General features: G+C 58.0%; 15 protein-coding genes. 6 read left to right on the top strand and 9 right to left on the bottom strand.

The features are described 5' to 3' along the window. Positions 1 to 5: 5 nt before the first annotated feature. The 9 genes from Q0903_RS10890 to coxB all read right to left on the bottom strand — a co-directional run bounded on the left by Q0903_RS10890 (position 6) and on the right by coxB (position 7,561). On the bottom strand, positions 6 to 590 hold the full coding sequence (locus tag Q0903_RS10890) for a GNAT family protein (RefSeq protein WP_299028841.1): 585 nt from the start codon (positions 588 to 590) through the stop codon (positions 6 to 8). After that, a complete protein-coding gene (locus tag Q0903_RS10895) occupies positions 590 to 1,852 on the bottom strand; it encodes a pitrilysin family protein (RefSeq protein ID WP_299028837.1) in 1,263 nt (420 codons plus the stop codon). Before Q0903_RS10895 ends, Q0903_RS10890 begins: the two co-directional genes overlap by 1 nt. Continuing rightward, the gene (thrC, locus tag Q0903_RS10900) at positions 1,849 to 3,237 is read right to left on the bottom strand and encodes a threonine synthase (RefSeq protein WP_299415159.1); all 1,389 of its coding nucleotides are present in this window, start codon (positions 3,235 to 3,237) and stop codon (positions 1,849 to 1,851) included. The genes Q0903_RS10895 and thrC overlap by 4 nt, the downstream gene beginning before the upstream one ends. 8 nt (positions 3,238 to 3,245) lie before the next feature. Next, the gene (locus tag Q0903_RS10905; RefSeq protein WP_299028832.1) at positions 3,246 to 3,923 is read right to left on the bottom strand and encodes an SURF1 family protein; all 678 of its coding nucleotides are present in this window, start codon (positions 3,921 to 3,923) and stop codon (positions 3,246 to 3,248) included. A 95-nt stretch (positions 3,924 to 4,018) separates the two neighbouring features. Then, positions 4,019 to 4,828: a cytochrome c oxidase subunit 3 gene (locus Q0903_RS10910; protein ID WP_299415162.1), complete on the bottom strand. Its 810-nt coding sequence runs from the start codon at positions 4,826 to 4,828 to the stop codon at positions 4,019 to 4,021. 23 nt (positions 4,829 to 4,851) lie between these two features. Next, positions 4,852 to 5,427, bottom strand: coding sequence for a cytochrome c oxidase assembly protein (locus Q0903_RS10915; RefSeq protein WP_299028826.1), 576 nt, complete (start codon positions 5,425 to 5,427; stop codon positions 4,852 to 4,854). Then, on the bottom strand, positions 5,427 to 5,621 hold the full coding sequence (locus tag Q0903_RS10920; protein WP_299028823.1) for a cytochrome C oxidase assembly protein: 195 nt from the start codon (positions 5,619 to 5,621) through the stop codon (positions 5,427 to 5,429). Before Q0903_RS10920 ends, Q0903_RS10915 begins: the two co-directional genes overlap by 1 nt. After that, positions 5,621 to 6,559 carry a heme o synthase gene (gene cyoE, locus Q0903_RS10925; protein WP_299028820.1) on the bottom strand — a complete coding sequence of 313 codons (939 nt, stop codon included), beginning with the start codon at positions 6,557 to 6,559 and terminating at the stop codon, positions 5,621 to 5,623. Before cyoE ends, Q0903_RS10920 begins: the two co-directional genes overlap by 1 nt. Before the next feature lie 105 nt (positions 6,560 to 6,664). Further along, positions 6,665 to 7,561, bottom strand: a complete 897-nt coding sequence (gene coxB, locus Q0903_RS10930; protein ID WP_299028817.1) for a cytochrome c oxidase subunit II — start codon at positions 7,559 to 7,561, stop codon at positions 6,665 to 6,667. Between the two features lie 186 nt (positions 7,562 to 7,747). On the opposite strand from coxB, the gene tldD reads away from it, so the two are divergent. The 6 genes from tldD to Q0903_RS10960 all read left to right on the top strand — a co-directional run bounded on the left by tldD (position 7,748) and on the right by Q0903_RS10960 (position 15,376). Further along, complete coding sequence (tldD, locus tag Q0903_RS10935; RefSeq protein ID WP_299415164.1) at positions 7,748 to 9,169, top strand: metalloprotease TldD; 1,422 nt, start codon at positions 7,748 to 7,750, stop codon at positions 9,167 to 9,169. 2 nt (positions 9,170 to 9,171) lie between these two features. Beyond that, entirely contained in the window at positions 9,172 to 9,642 is a 471-nt protein-coding gene (locus Q0903_RS10940) for a hypothetical protein (protein WP_298857854.1), read from the top strand. A gap of 93 nt (positions 9,643 to 9,735) precedes the next feature. After that, entirely contained in the window at positions 9,736 to 10,896 is a 1,161-nt protein-coding gene (gene dprA / locus Q0903_RS10945; RefSeq protein ID WP_299028811.1) for a DNA-processing protein DprA, read from the top strand. A 176-nt stretch (positions 10,897 to 11,072) separates the two neighbouring features. Then, positions 11,073 to 13,859: a type I DNA topoisomerase gene (gene topA / locus Q0903_RS10950; RefSeq protein WP_299415166.1), complete on the top strand. Its 2,787-nt coding sequence runs from the start codon at positions 11,073 to 11,075 to the stop codon at positions 13,857 to 13,859. Between the two features lie 135 nt (positions 13,860 to 13,994). After that, positions 13,995 to 14,573, top strand: a complete 579-nt coding sequence (locus tag Q0903_RS10955; protein ID WP_299415168.1) for a L,D-transpeptidase — start codon at positions 13,995 to 13,997, stop codon at positions 14,571 to 14,573. A gap of 98 nt (positions 14,574 to 14,671) precedes the next feature. Further along, on the top strand, positions 14,672 to 15,376 hold the full coding sequence (locus Q0903_RS10960) for a CoA transferase subunit A (RefSeq protein WP_299028803.1): 705 nt from the start codon (positions 14,672 to 14,674) through the stop codon (positions 15,374 to 15,376).

Raw genomic sequence — 15,376 nt, forward strand, 5'->3', positions numbered from 1 at the left:
CAGCATTACGTGGTGGTCGTCTTCCCCCGACGATCACCGCGCAGGCTTGCATAGAGAACATGGGTCCGCCAACGCCCGTCAATTTGCAGATAGCTTTGTGCAACACCCTCGTACTTAAAGCCTGACCGCTCCAGCAGTCCACGCGACGGAGTATTTTCAGGCAGGCAGGCCGCCTCGATCCGGCTTAGCTCAAGATGGGTGAAGGCGTAATGTACAACAGTCTCGATCGCTTCGCGCATATAGCCCTGCCGCGCAAAGGCCGCCCCCGTCCAATACCCCAGTGTCCCCGCAAGCGCAGGACCGCGCCGGATGTTATCCAGCGTAATCGCCCCCAGCAGTGCCTGATCTTCACGGCGGACCAAAAACAGCGGCATTGCCGTACCTGCATTGATCGAGCGGTTGGCCCAATAGACACGGTTGGAGAAGGCCTTGCGGCTCAGATGGTCGGGCGACCATGCTGGCTCCCAAGGGGTCAGAAAATCTCTGCTGGCGCTGCGCAGTGCGACCCACGGGCGAAAATCCTGATGCACAGGCGGGCGCAGTGTCATGCGCTCGGTCTCCAGCTTCAGTTTTCGCCGCGCCAGCAGCATCAGGCAGCGCGCCTTGCCTCAAGTGCCGCGAGCGTTGGCGCATCTTGGACAGGGCCATAAAGAGCCAGCGCCGCAGGGGCGGAAGCAGCCATATTCTCTGCAAAGTCACGTACATCGCCTGTGGTCACAGCGTCGATCTGGGCAATCGTTTCCTCCAGTGGCGGGATACGATCCCAAATCTGGATCAGGCGGGCCAAACGCTCCGCGCGGTTGCTGGGGCTTTCCAACCCCATGAGCAACCCTGCCTTCATCTGCGCACGCGCACGGGCAACTTCGGCGGGCGACATATCGGTGGCCGCACGCTTCATCTCGTCGATGGTGATACCTGCAAGCTCGGGCAACTGGTCGCCAGAGGTGCCCGCATAGACTGTCATCATACCCGTATCGGCATAAGCGCCCGCTTGGGCGAAGATGGTGTAGCAGAGGCCGCGGTTCTCGCGCACCTCTTGAAACAGACGCGACGACATGCCGCCGCCAAGGGCCGAGGCATAGATCTGCGCCACATAAATATCATCAGCGCGGTAGCCAGGGCTCTCGAACCCCAGCGCAAAATGCGCCTGCTCCAGCTCTTTGACCTGCCGATGCTCACCACCGACAAAACTGCCGGGCAAGGCGCGCAGAAGAGGCTTTGGCGCCATATCACCAAACAGTTTCTCGGCCATCGCCACCAGCGCCTCGTGATCCACCGCGCCCGCCGCCGAAAGGATCATCTGCTCTGGGCCATAATGCTGGTCAATGAACCCTGTGAGGTCATCACGGTTAAAATTCGATACGCGCTCTTGCGGGCCAAGAATTGTGCGGCCCATGGGTTGATCGGGATAGGCCTGCTCTTGCAGCCAATCGAAGATCACATCATCGGGGGTATCCAATGCTTGCCCGATCTCTTGCAGGATGACACCGCGCTCCACCTCGATCTCGGAATCCTCCATGATCGGATTACGCAGGATATCGGCGATCACCTCGAGGCCCAGCGGCACATCGTTTTCCAACACCCGCACGTAGTAGGCAGTCACTTCGCGCGAGGTATAGGCGTTGATATATCCGCCCACATCCTCGATCGCCTCGGCAATTTGCAAGGCTGTTCGCGTCTTGGTTCCTTTGAAGGCCATATGCTCCAGAAAATGGGCGATGCCGTTTTGCGCGGGCGTCTCGTGGCGCCCACCGGCTCCGACCCAGACCCCGATAGAGGCCGAAGCAAGCCCCGGCATATGTTCTGTCACGATGCGAAAGCCGTTGGAAAGGCGGTGCGTTTGCAGTGTCACTGAGCAATCAGTCCTTTGATTTGGGTCTTGAGCGCGTCCAGATCGTTTGGAACACGGGTCAGCCGCTCGGGGCGGTCATAAAGATCGGCCATACGCGGGGGCAATGGCGGGCGGATACCCGTCGCAGCCTCCACCGCGTCAGGAAATTTGGCGGGGTGTGCTGTGGCAAGCGTGACCATGGGTGTCTTGGGATCGCGCAACTCGTTTGCCACTTTCACACCGATGGCAGAATGGGGGCAGAGCAGCTCGGCGCTGCTGGCCAACGTCTCAGTGATGGTTTGGCTGGTTTCTTCTTCAGAGGCGCGGCCAGATGCGTAATGCTCCGACAATGCCTGCGCCGCTCCTTGGCTCACGTCAAAACCGCCCTGCCCCAGTTCAGTCATCAGCTGCGCTACGGCATTGCCGTCACGGTCGTATGCGTCAAACAGGGCCCGCTCGAAGTTGGAGCTGACCTGAATATCCATCGACGGGCTGATCGAGGGGTGCACGGTATCTTTGTGATAGCCGTGGCCCGAGAGGCAGCGGTGCAGGATGTCGTTCTGATTGGTGGCCACAATCAGTTGGTCAATCGGCAGGCCCATCTTCTTGGCAATATACCCCGCGAAAATATCGCCGAAGTTGCCTGTGGGCACCGTAAAGCTGACCTTGCGTTCAGGCGCGCCAAGGCTGACAGCGGAAGAGAAATAGTAGACTACCTGCGCCAGCACACGGCCCCAGTTGATCGAATTGACACCCGCCAGCTTTACGCCATCGCGGAATTCGAAATCGTTGAACATGTCTTTCAGGCGTGCTTGACAATCGTCGAAATCACCGTCGACGGCCAGCGCATGTACGTTGCTTTCGACTGGCGTTGTCATCTGGCGGCGCTGTACCTCGGACACGCGGCCATGAGGATAAAGGATCACCACATCGACGTTGTCGAGGCCGCGAAACGCCTCAATCGCGGCAGAGCCTGTATCGCCCGAGGTAGCGCCTACGATCGTCACACGCTCCCCCTTGCGGCCTAGCGCCAGTTGGAACATCTGGCCGATCAGCTGCATGGCAAAGTCTTTGAAGGCCAGCGTTGGGCCGTGAAACAGCTCCAGCAGGAAATGGTTCGGGGCGAGTTCTTTGAGCGGGGCGCGGCTCGCATGGCCAAATCCGGCATAGGCCTTGGTAATCAGATCGCGAAACTCGGCATCGGTGAAGGTATCACCGATAAACGGGCGCATCACCGTGTAGGCGACCTCTTCGTAGGATTGTCCTGCCATGGCTTTGATATCTGCATGGCTCAGCTGCGGGATACTTTCAGGAACATAGAGGCCGCCATCACGGGCAAGCCCGGTCAGCATCGCTTCTTCAAAGCTCAGGTTCGGGGCGGTCCCACGGGTAGAGATATAGCGCATCAGTCAGATCAATCGGTTGTGGCGCGGCGGGCGCGCAGAATAAAGGCGAGGCTCATCGCGATCCAGATCGCAGCAAGCGAGAACCACGTAATAGCATAGGACAGGTGGTCGTTTGGAATCGCTGTGGTGTCAACAGGCAGGGGCAAAACGGGCGCATCATTAAAGGCTGTTGTCTTGGCCACCACAAGCACAGGCTCGGTCCCAAGTGCCTGCGCCATTGCGGCCACATCACGGGCGAACCAGATATTGCCGTCGATGTCAGGTTCAGGCGTGAAACCATCTGTCTCTTGCGGCCATTGCAGATTTCCCTGCACGGTCACTGTCCCTTCGTGGGTCTGAATGTCTGTCATTGCAACGGGAGTAAATCCACGGTCCAGCAACACCCGCCTACCATCGGCCCCCTCCAGCGCCGAGATGATGCGGTAGCCTGCGCCGATCTCTTTCTGGCTGACCAGAACGCGCAGGTAATCGGGGGCAAGCGTACCACTCACCTCAACCGGCAAATAGGAATCACTCTGCGGGTCAGGCGTTTGCGGCAATACCACAGGGGCCGCTGCAATCCGCGCATCAATGTCGGCAATCACGCCCAGCTTCCACTCCAACCGCTGCATCTGCCAAAAGCCGAGCCAGAGCAGGATCGCGGCCCCGCCAGCACCAATGACAATGAGGAATAGACTGCGGCGCATGAAGGCCCCCAAAAGCAAATTGGAATGAAAAACGCGCGAGGCGTGGCCCCGCGCGTTGGTGTTTAACGTCTGTCGCTAAAGGTGCAAGTGCGCCCTTAGTTCGCAGGGATGCCCCAGATGTAGACAGCAAAGAACAAGAACAGCCATACCACATCAACGAAGTGCCAGTACCATGCAGCTGCCTCGAACCCAACGTGGCGCTCGGAGGTGAAGTGGCCCGCACGTGCGCGCATCCAGCAGACAAACAGGAAGATTGTCCCGATGATGACGTGAACACCGTGGAAGCCTGTGGCCATAAAGAAGTTGGAGAAGAACTTGTCGCCACCGAACTCCCAGCCTTTGTAGAGCAGGTAGTTATATTCATACGCCTGAAGGCCAGTGAACAGGATGCCCAGCACAACAGCGATGATCAGACCGTTCTTGAGGTCGGCGCGATTGTTGCCGTGTACCAGCGCGTGGTGCGCCCATGTTACCGCACAGCCCGACAGCAGCAGGATCAGCGTATTGATCAGCGGCAGGTGGAATGCATCAACCTGATAGATCTGTGGTGGAATATAGGTGGAGCCGACATATTCGTTCATCGGGTAGAGCGCGTGTTTGAAAAAGCTCCAGAACCACGCAGCAAAGAACATCACTTCGGACATGATGAACAGAATGAAACCGTAGCGCAGGCCGATTTGGACCACTGCGGTGTGATCGCCGATCTTGCTTTCCTCAACAACTTCGGACCACCACGCAAACATACAGTACAGCGTGCCGACAAAGCCGATCAGGAAAACAAACGGCGTGACCGCGTGCATCCAGAGTACGCCACCTGTAAGCATCACAAATGCAAACAGAGAGCTGAGCAAGGGCCAGATAGAGGGGTTCAGAATATGATAGTCGTGGTCTTTTGCATGGGCCATGATGGGCGTCCCTATGTTCTGTCTTAGTTTAATTCAGTGGGCTGATCTGTCTCAAGGGCGGCGTACCCCTCGGGCAGATCAATTTCGTAGAATGTATAGGAGAGTGTGATGGTATGTATATACTGTCCTTCACGGTCACCTACGATTTCGGGGTCAACAAAAAAGCTGACAGGCATCTGCACCCGTTCGCCTGGGGCGAGCACCTGCTCTTCAAAGCAGAAGCAGTCGATCTTCTCAAAGAAACCACCGGCCTGATAGGGCGTTACGTTGTATGACGCCATACCTGCAACGGGACGATCGGTGGGGTTATAGGCCTCATAGAATGCCAACCCTGTCTCGCCAATGCGAATTTCCATTTCCCGTACGACAGGCGTAAACTCCCACGCCATATCGTTGTTAAGAGATCCGTCAAAGCGCACTTTGACCGTCTGCTCCAACACGTCCTCGGGCGCGACAGAGGCATAGCCAACAGTGCCGCCAAAACCCGTGACACGGCAGAACCAGTCATAAAAAGGGACAGAAGCCCAAGCCAGTCCGCCCATCACAACAACAAGCCCAACAGTCTGGGCAACAGTTTTTTGTGGTCCGGTTAACGGCATTAGTCACTCCCTCCCGTGGTTGTCTGCTCGCCGTATCCTTTTGCCGCCGACGCAGGCACTGCGAATTCGGGCGAGGTGATTTTGTTGAACGTCAGAAGCATAATCAGCACAACAAATGAGCCGAGCATGACACCAACACCAATGTTCAGACTTTTGCGACGGCTATGAATTTCGTGTTCAGGACGCAATGCCATTACCAGCCTCCCAGCCCAAAGGGCTTCAGCCCTGCTTCGATCAGGATCGCGCCGAAGTGCGCGAAAAGATACCACAACGACAAGCGGAAAAACTTGCGCTCAGTGGCGAAATTATCAGCCTCGGACATGTCCTCGTCGCGCTGCCAGATGTCATAGGCGCCCTTGAGGAACAGCCCGTTCAGCACCACAGCCGTTACCAGATAGACCCAGCCGCCAATCGCGGTAAAGGCCGCACCAACGGCGAGAATCACAAGCAAAACAGTATAGCCGAGGATGTGATTACGGGTCGCGCGGCGGCCGTGCGTCACGGTCAGCATCGGCACTTTGGCATCGTCATAGTCGTTGCGCATGAAGAGGGCGAGTGCCCAGAAATGCGGCGGTGTCCACATAAAGATTAATGCAAACATCAACCAAGGCTCAAGGACCAGAATATCACCTGTCGCAATGATCCAGCCGATCACAGGCGGAAAAGCACCCGCTGCCCCACCGATCACGATGTTCTGCGGGGTCGAGCGTTTGAGCCACATGGAATAAGGTACGACGTAGAAAAAGATCGTAAAGGCCAGCATGAAACCCGCCAGCAGGTTTGCGCTGAGCGACAGCATCATGACCGACAGGCCTGACAGGGCCACGCCAAGATACATGGCAGACTGCGCATCGACTTTGCCCGCAGGGATCGGACGATTGGCAGTCCGCTTCATCACCGCATCAATATCCGCGTCCCACCACATGTTCAGCGCGCCCGATGCGCCTGCACCGATGGCCAGAAACAGGATGGAGGCGAAGCCTACGATGGGATTCACGCCAACGGGTGCCGCCAACATACCTACAACGGCAGTGAAAACCACCAATTGCATCACGCGCGGCTTGAGCAACGCATAATAGTCGCCGAGCTGTGGCTCTGCCTCATAGCTTTGTGTGGTTGTAGCATCCGTCATTGTCGGGGCATCCCATGGCAATTCGTGTACTCGGGCCTGCAGCGTTCTCAAAGGCGCCGCAGCAAACGGGTCAGGCAGGGCGGTAGTGCCCTGCCCGCACTTTTATCAGTCGGCAGACGCGACTCTCAAAGGTTGTGGGATACCAGCGTATTCTTCACGCGCGCGGCCCAGCCACTCTTCGTATGCTTCTTCCGACACCACTTTTACGGTGATGGGCATATACGCATGTGCCTGCCCGCAAAGTTCGGAGCATTGACCAAAGTATACGCCTTCTTTCTCGGCTTTGAACCACAACTCGGCCAAACGACCCGGTACAGCGTCTTGCTTCACGCCGAAAGCGGGGATCGTCCAAGCATGGATCACGTCAGAGCCTGTAACCTGCACAACAATTGTCTGGTTTACCGGCACAACCACGGCTGTGTCAGTCGCCAGCAGCCATTCGCTCTCGGAGTAACCTGCGGCTTCCAGCTGCGCGATCACTTCAGGCGTTTTCATGTTGTCGCCGCCCAGCGCCGGCGCGCCGATCATGTAGCTGTCAAAGCCGAAGCCCTCGTCTACATACTCATGCGTCCAGTACCATTGGTTGCCTGTCGCCTTGATCGTCACGTCAGCGACGGGAATTTCTTGCTGGCGGAACAGGATCGGAAGTGACCATGCCCCGATGCCGACCAGAATCAGGATCGGCACAATCGTCCATGCGATCTCGACAGGGGTGTGGTGCGTAAACGAAGCAGGTGTCGGGTTACGCTTGGCATTGTAGCGGATCGCCACCCAGATCATCAAACCGGTTACAAACACAGTAATCAGCGTAATGATTACCAGAATCATTCCGTCGAGCCATTGCAGGTCGGTGGCCAGTTCGGTCACAGCAGGCTGAAAGCCCATCTCGCGGTCAACGGGAACACCGATCACCTCAAGTCCTTGTGGATCAACGCTTTGCGCCCATGCGGGCAAGCTTGTGAAGCCAGCCAAAAGACCGGCAAGTGTGAGGTGCTTTGTCATCATATTCGTCCTGATATTCTTGACCCTAGTTGGCTAAAACGTGCAGGCTGGCAAGCCGCCGTTGTAATCTGGCGCCTTACAATCATATTCTGATTACGAAAGAAAGACCCATGCTTGCGTCAGATAGACGCGAAGCGCCCATCACATAGCACAAATTCTGCCGCCAATCCAAACGGAGCACGCCTCATGGCCGACACGCCCTTCCTGCCTCTCGATGATGTCCTCGACCGCGACACCGCCCTCGCTATTTTGCGCGATGCAGTCGCTGGCGCAGATGACGGAGAGCTGTTTTTTGAGCGCCGCCGCTCCGAGGGTCTGATGTTTGACGATGGCCGCCTCAAGACAGCAAGCTATGACGCTGCAACGGGTTTTGGCCTGCGCGCCGTGCGCGGCGAGGTGGCTGGATACGCCCATTCGACCGAAATATCTGAGGCCGCTTTGCGCCGCGCTGCACAAACCGCGCGGCTGGCCGTCGGCGATGGCGGCGGTACATGGGCCGATGCGCCCGAAGGCACCAATAAAAAGCTCTACACCGACGAAGACCCGATTGCAGGCGCGGCTTTTTCGGTAAAAGTCGAGACACTCCGCGAAATTGATGATTTCTGCCGCAGTCTTGATGGCCGCGTGGTGCAGGTCAGCGCCTCCATCGCCGCCTCCATCCAAGAGGTCGAGATTCTGCGCCCCGAAGGCACCTCGTTCCGCGATGTGCGCCCGATGACCCGTGTAAATGTATCCGTGATCGTTGAGCATGAAGGCCGCCGCGAGAGTGGCACGGCTGGTGGTGGCGGGCGCATCGGGCTGGACGGCATGCTGGCCGCCTCCGACTGGCAGGCCAAAGCACGCGAAGCCTTGCGCATCGCGCTGGTCAATCTCGAAGCTGTGCCTGCGCCCGCGGGCGTGATGGACGTGGTCCTCGGCCCCGGCTGGCCAGGCATTTTGCTACACGAGGCCATCGGCCACGGCCTTGAGGGGGACTTCAACCGCAAAGGCACCTCTGCTTTTGCAGGCCTCATGGGCCAGCAGATCGCCGCAAAAGGTGTGACTGTACTGGACGATGGCACCATCCCCGACCGCCGCGGCTCCATCTCTGTCGACGATGAAGGCACGCCGAGCGCCAAAAATGTGCTGATCGAGGACGGCAAGCTAGTCGGCTACATGCAAGACCGCCAGAACGCGCGCCTGATGGGGGTCAAGAGCACCGGCAACGGCCGCCGCCAAAGCTTTGCCCACATCCCCATGCCACGCATGACCAACACCTATATGCTGGGCGGCGATACAGCACCCGGTGACATCGTGGCCGACCTCAAAGACGGCATCTACGCCGTAGGATTCGGCGGCGGCCAAGTCGACATTACCAATGGCAAGTTCGTCTTCTCCTGCACCGAAGCCTACCGCGTGGAGAATGGCGTCGTCGGCGCGCCCGTCAAAGGTGCAACCCTAATCGGAGACGGCGCAACCGCGCTGAAACAAATCCGCGCCATCGGCAATGACCCCAGCCTTGACCCCGGCATGGGGAACTGCGGCAAACAGGGCCAATGGGTGCCAGTGGGCGTGGGCCAGCCAACGCTAATGATTAGCGGGCTGACGATCGGTGGTGCGGCAGCTTGAGAATGTGGAAAACACGAGAGTTCGGACAAGAATTTCTCAATCGAGATGATTGGACAGTCGTTGCCCTTTCCACAGTTTTTGTAACCCCGATATTAGCCTACGGAACTGCATCGCTTGCAAATCATTTGCTGCGCGGCACATCAAAGTCGGACTTGATAAGTTTCTATTTGAGATTTTTGTATTCCCACGCATTTGCGCCGTTGCTCACCATATTCCTGATTGTACCTGCGATGTTCGTGCTTTTGGGGCTACTCAGGGTCGGCTGGGCTGGCTTGGGAACCGCACTTGCCGCACCCGCTGCAATCTTTTTCATTGGCGCAGTCGCTTTACTTCCAGTTCATATTTTAGATGGCGTTCAATTTAAAGCTGCTGCCAACTTAGCTATATCTGCGGCACTGCATGGCGCTGTTATGTGGGTGTCCTTGTTCCTCCGGTGTCCTGAAGCAGTTGCGCCACGCAAAACTTCATCCTGAACCCGCCTGTTGAACCGAATTGCCCTGAAACGATTCATCCCTTGTTAACCACCAAAAGGTAATACTGATTCCAGCAACAGACGGAGCATCGGGATGACTATCAAGGACCACAATCCTTCTTCCACTCACCCCCCACTCCCACCCACCCCGGAAGACGAACAGTTTGCCCGTCTCCGTTTGTTGCGTTCGCGCCGGGTCGGCATATCCACGTATAAACGACTGCTGATTGAACACGGCACTGCGCAAAACGCGCTGGCCGCGCTACCAGAGGTAGCGCGCGCCGCGGGCGTTTCTGGCTATGAAATTTGCCCCGAAGGCGTCGTGCGTGCCGAATTGCGCGCAGCTCATACACTCGGCGCAAAGCTTCTTCACATAGATCATCCCGATTATCCTTCTTCTTTGGCCGAACTCGATGATGCCCCGCCGTTTCTATGGCTCGTGGGCAATCCCGAATGGTTGGCGCGGCCCATGATCGCGCTTGTTGGTGCGCGCAATGCGTCATCGCTTGGTACCCGTATGGCGCGGACGCTGGCCCATGATCTGGGTGAGGCTGGTTTTGTCGTTGTCTCGGGCCTTGCGCGCGGTGTTGATGCCGCCGCACACCTTGCCGCCCTGCCCTTTGGCACCATTGCCGTACAGGCAGGCGGCGTCGATATAATGTATCCCGCCGAAAACACCGCACTGGCAGGCGATATTGCGACACAAGGCCTTCGTCTGTCCGAACAACCCATCGGTCTGCAACCTACTGCACGGCATTTCCCGCGCCGCAACCGCATCATTTCGGGTCTGTCACGCGCCACAGTAGTGGTTGAAGCTGCGGCAAAATCCGGCAGCCTGATTACGGCCCGCGACGCCCTCGATCAGGGGCGCGACGTGCTTGCCGTGCCCGGCCATCCGTTTGATGCGCGTGCTGCGGGTTGCAACATGCTGATCCGCGATGGCGCCACCCTCGTACGCAATGCCGCCGATATCATCGAGGCCCTTGGCCCGCTGCACGCAGAACCCGCTGAATTGCCGCTCGCCCCGCCAAAGCCACAAGCATCGCAAGCGCGCAAACCACGCCGCAGCCTACGTGAAACAGCCAGCTTGCACCTCACCATTCTTCAACGTCTCGGCCCCTCCCCCGTGCCCGAAGACCAGCTGATCCGTGATCTGCAAATCACACCCGCAGCCATCACGCCCACGCTTGTCGAGCTTGAGATGGACGGCAAGGTCACACGCAGCGCAGGCGGCATGTTGTCACGCGCGATCTAGCGCCGTATTTCTGGCCAAGCAGCCCCTCGCAACACCCCGATGTTGACACTGGCACAGCGAATTTCCCCGTACGATCACAGCACACCGACTGCGCCTTGCATTGACAAAGACCCCTTGCATCCCACATGACAAAGGCCCAAGACGCCGCGTAAATTCCCCCGAAGGACTGTAATTAGATGCCAGTAGTCGTTGTCGAATCTCCCGCCAAGGCCAAGACAATCAACAAATATCTCGGCGATAATTTCACAGTTCTGGCATCTTATGGCCACGTACGTGATCTGCCCCCCAAGAACGGATCGGTCGACACAGACAACGATTTCGAGATGCTTTGGGAGATCGACAGTGGCTCGAAAAAGCACATGAAGGCGATTGCCGATGCGCTGAAAGACGACAACGAACTTATCCTCGCAACCGACCCCGACCGCGAGGGCGAAGCGATCAGCTGGCATTTGCAAGAGGCGCTGACCGCCCGCAAATCAATCAAGAAAGACACGCCTGTCAGCCGCGTGGTGTTCAACGCGATCACCAAAACAGCCGTCACAGAGGCGATGAAAAACCCCCGTCAGGTCGACATGCCACTGGTGGAGGCCTATCTGGCCCGCCGTGCGCTGGACTATCTTGTAGGCTTCAATCTCAGCCCCGTTTTGTGGCGCAAGTTGCCCGGTGCAAAATCGGCAGGCCGCGTACAATCGGTCACCCTGCGCCTGATTACCGAACGCGAGATGGAGATCGAGGCCTTTCGCCCCCGTGAATACTGGAGTGTGAAGGCGTTGCTGGCCACACCTGCGGGTCAGGAATTTGAAGTACGCCTGACCGAGCTTGCCGGTAAGAAGCTGGATAAATTCGATCTGGACGGCGTCACCAAGGCAGAAATGGCAGTTCAGGCCGTGTCGAGCCGTGATCTGAGCGTGTCCTCGGTTGAGGCAAAGCCCGCCTCGCGCAACCCTTCCCCGCCTTTTATGACCTCGACCTTGCAGCAAGAGGCCAGCCGCAAATTCGGCATGGGTGCGCGCCAAACGATGAGTACGGCTCAGCGTCTCTACGAAGCGGGCCACATCACCTACATGCGGACAGACGGCATTGATATGGCGCCCGAAGCCATGGACATGGCGCGCAGTGCTATTGCCGACCGCTATGGTGACAAATATGTGCCGGCCAAACCGCGCATCTACAAAAACAAAGCCAAGAACGCGCAAGAGGCGCATGAATGCGTGCGCCCCACCGAGATGTCCAAAGACGCGGATGCGCTGAAGCTGATGGATGGTGACCAGCGCAAGCTCTATGATCTGATCTGGAAACGTACGCTGGCTTGCCAAATGGAAAGCGCGCGGATGGAGCGGACGACTGTCGAGATTTCCTCGCCAGATGCCCAAGTTACCCTGCGTGCAACGGGTCAGGTTGTGCTCTTTGACGGTTTTCTGCGCGTTTATGAAGAAGGCCGCGATGATGTGGCGGATGATGATGAAAAGCGTCTGCCCCAGATTTCCAAGGGTGACACGCTGAAAAAGGCGGCTCCAGCCCGCTTGCAAGCTGACTTTGACAAGGCAGAAGGCACCGTTGTGGATGGCGATGTGCTGGATGATGGCGATCAAGGCGCGCCAAAACCCAGCGGCATGCAGCGCAAATCCGGCGCACTGCTGGCTGAAAACGCCGCCGTTCTGGGCGCGCAGCACTTCACCCAGCCGCCCCCACGCTATACCGAGGCGACACTCGTCAAGCGGATGGAAGAGTTGGGGATAGGCCGCCCCTCCACCTATGCCAGCATCGTGACCACCATTCAGGATCGCGGCTATGTCCGCCGCGAAGGCCAGCGTCTGATTCCCGAGGACAAGGGCCGCCTCGTAACCGCCTTCCTCGAGAACTATTTCCGCAAATACATCGGCTATGATTTCACCGCCGATCTGGAAGACCAGCTGGATAAGGTCAGCGCGGGCGACGCGGAGTACAAGAAAGTACTGCACCGCTTCTGGAACGATTTTTCCGCCGCCATTGCCGAGACAGCTGATCTGCGGATCACGGAAGTGCTGGAAAAGATCAACGATGTTCTGGCCCCCCACCTCTTTCCAGCAACGGAAGATGGCAGCGATCCGCGCCTTTGCCCAAACTGCGAGATTGGCCGCCTGAGCATGCGCACCGCGCGGTCCGGCGGCGCTTTCATTGGCTGCTCGAATTACCCCGAGTGTCGCTATACCCGCCCCTTCGGACCGCCCAATCCCGAGGCGGAAGCATCGGCCATCCCGCCCGAAGGCAAGCTGCTGGGCGAAGATGCAGGCGACGAGATTCGCGTTTTCAAGGGCCGCTTTGGCCCCTATGTGCAACGCGGTGCCGCAACAGAAGAGACACCCAAACCGCCGCGCCAGTCGGTGCCCAAAGAATGGCCCCCAGAAGAGCTGGAACTGGAGCGCGCACTTATGCTGCTCTCGCTGCCGCGCGAAATCGGGCCGCACCCCGAGGACGGGATCATGGTCTGGTCTAACATCGGGCGTTATGGCCCCTACCTCAAACATGCTCCCTCTACCTCGGATAGGGGCGGCACAAATGCCAATCTTGAAGGGCTTGACGAGGTGTTTACCGTCGGCATGAACCGTGCGGTGCAGCTGCTGGCGGAAAAGGTTGCATCACGCGGCGCGCGAGGCAAAGCCGCAGCTCCCCTGCGCGAATTGGGCGAACACCCCGAAGCAGGCGGCCCCGTCAATGTGATGAAGGGCAAATACGGTCCCTACGTGAAGTGGGAAAAGATCAATGCGACCATCCCCGACACAGTTGATCCCGAAGAAATCACGATGGCCCAAGCCGTGCATCTGATTGACGAGCGAGCCGAGAAAGCTGGCAAAAAGAAGCCTGCTGCAAAGAAGAAAGCTGCCCCCAAGAAGAAGGCAGCCCCCAAGAAAAAGCCCGCTGCAAAGAAACCGGCAGCGAAAAAAGCCGCTGTGAAGAAAACCGCAGCCGCCAAGGAAGCATAGCGACAATGCGGCTCTGAAACATGTCAGGGCCGCAAACGCACAACATCACATTCACGTCAATTCACCTGACCCATCTTGCATCTTCGCTGGGACTGCCCATCTGTGCGGGAACAGACCACATAGAGGGGCCGAGCAATGACAAAACCAATTTTCACACGCCGCACCATGCTTGCTGCAACAGGTGCCGCCCTGTCCGCGCCAAGCGTCGCTTTGGCGGTTGAGACACCACAACCCATCCTTCCGCAACAGCCCGTCCGCCGCAATATCATGAGCTTTTCCACCCAGCGTTGGCAGGATCACTTCGAGTCTTTGGGCAAAGGTGCGATCCTGTGCGATATTTCTTCACGCGCGCTGCATTTCTGGAGCGGTGATGGCGAAACCTATAAAATTTTCCCCAGCTCTGTTCCCCGCACGGATGAACTGACCCGCCGCGGCTATACCGAGATCGTGCGCAAGCGCGTCGGCCCCGATTGGACCCCAACTCCCAATATGCTGAAAGAAGACCCGACGCTGGAATATATGCCCCCCGGCCCCGGCAACCCGCTGGGGACCCATGCGATGTATCTGACGTGGCCCGCATATTTGATCCACGGCACCCACGACACGCGCAAAATCGGACGATTGTCGTCTTCAGGGTGCATTGGCCTTTATAACTTCGCCATTGAAGAGCTGTTTAATATGACACCCGTCGGCACGCAGGTCCGTCTGCTCTGACGGGCAAGCGTGCTGCAGTGCGGCGCAAACATTGACACTACCCTGCCCCCGCGTCACAACCTCCCCAATCATTTCACCGATCAGGGGAGCACTATGACATGAAGAAAATCTACCCAACCGCCGCAGAGGCCCTAGACGGGATCCTCACGGACGGCATGTTGATCGCCTCGGGTGGTTTCGGTTTGTGCGGCATTCCCGAATTGCTGCTGGCCGCGATCCGCGATGCAGGGGTCAAGGATCTGACGTTTGCGTCCAACAACGCAGGCGTTGATGATTTTGGTATCGGCATCCTGTTGCAGACCAAGCAGGTGAAAAAGATGATCTCCTCCTACGTGGGTGAGAACGCGGAATTCATGCGCCAGTATCTCTCTGGCGAGTTGGAGCTGGAGTTCAACCCCCAAGGCACCTTGGCCGAGCGGATGCGCGCAGGCGGCGCCGGTATTCCGGGGTTCTACACCAAGACAGGTGTCGGCACCGTGATCGCCGAAGGTAAGGAAGTGAAAAACTGGGGCGGTCAGGACTATATCCTCGAAGAAGGCATCTTTGCCGATCTAGCCATCGTCAAAGCATGGAAAGCGGACGAGACAGGCAATCTGATCTTCCGCAAGACCGCGCGCAACTTTAACCCGCCCGCCGCCATGTGCGGCAAAATCTGCGTGGTAGAAGTAGAAGAGATCGTGCCGACAGGCAGCCTCGATCCCGATCACATCCACCTACCCGGCATTTACGTGCACCGCATTGTGCAGGGTGAGCATGAGAAACGTATTGAACAGCGCACGACGCGCAAACGTGAGGAAGCATAA

Origin of the sequence: uncultured Sulfitobacter sp. (assembly GCF_947502895.1) — a bacterium.
Lineage (GTDB): Bacteria > Pseudomonadota > Alphaproteobacteria > Rhodobacterales > Rhodobacteraceae > Sulfitobacter.

Bases quoted from the DNA above. Each gene is read 5' to 3' on its own strand.
- Q0903_RS10890 (WP_299028841.1), bottom strand. From the start codon at position 590: ATGCTGCTGGCGCGGCGAAAACTGAAGCTGGAGACCGAGCGCATGACA.
- thrC (WP_299415159.1), bottom strand. From the start codon at position 3,237: ATGCGCTATATCTCTACCCGTGGGACCGCCCCGAACCTGAGCTTTGAA.
- Q0903_RS10905 (WP_299028832.1), bottom strand. From the start codon at position 3,923: ATGCGCCGCAGTCTATTCCTCATTGTCATTGGTGCTGGCGGGGCCGCG.
- Q0903_RS10910 (WP_299415162.1), bottom strand. From the start codon at position 4,828: ATGGCCCATGCAAAAGACCACGACTATCATATTCTGAACCCCTCTATC.
- Q0903_RS10915 (WP_299028826.1), bottom strand. From the start codon at position 5,427: ATGCCGTTAACCGGACCACAAAAAACTGTTGCCCAGACTGTTGGGCTT.
- Q0903_RS10920 (WP_299028823.1), bottom strand. From the start codon at position 5,621: ATGGCATTGCGTCCTGAACACGAAATTCATAGCCGTCGCAAAAGTCTG.
- cyoE (WP_299028820.1), bottom strand. From the start codon at position 6,559: ATGACGGATGCTACAACCACACAAAGCTATGAGGCAGAGCCACAGCTC.
- coxB (WP_299028817.1), bottom strand. From the start codon at position 7,561: ATGACAAAGCACCTCACACTTGCCGGTCTTTTGGCTGGCTTCACAAGC.
- tldD (WP_299415164.1), top strand. From the start codon at position 7,748: ATGGCCGACACGCCCTTCCTGCCTCTCGATGATGTCCTCGACCGCGAC.
- Q0903_RS10940 (WP_298857854.1), top strand. From the start codon at position 9,172: ATGTGGAAAACACGAGAGTTCGGACAAGAATTTCTCAATCGAGATGAT.
- dprA (WP_299028811.1), top strand. From the start codon at position 9,736: ATGACTATCAAGGACCACAATCCTTCTTCCACTCACCCCCCACTCCCA.
- topA (WP_299415166.1), top strand. From the start codon at position 11,073: ATGCCAGTAGTCGTTGTCGAATCTCCCGCCAAGGCCAAGACAATCAAC.
- Q0903_RS10955 (WP_299415168.1), top strand. From the start codon at position 13,995: ATGACAAAACCAATTTTCACACGCCGCACCATGCTTGCTGCAACAGGT.
- Q0903_RS10960 (WP_299028803.1), top strand. From the start codon at position 14,672: ATGAAGAAAATCTACCCAACCGCCGCAGAGGCCCTAGACGGGATCCTC.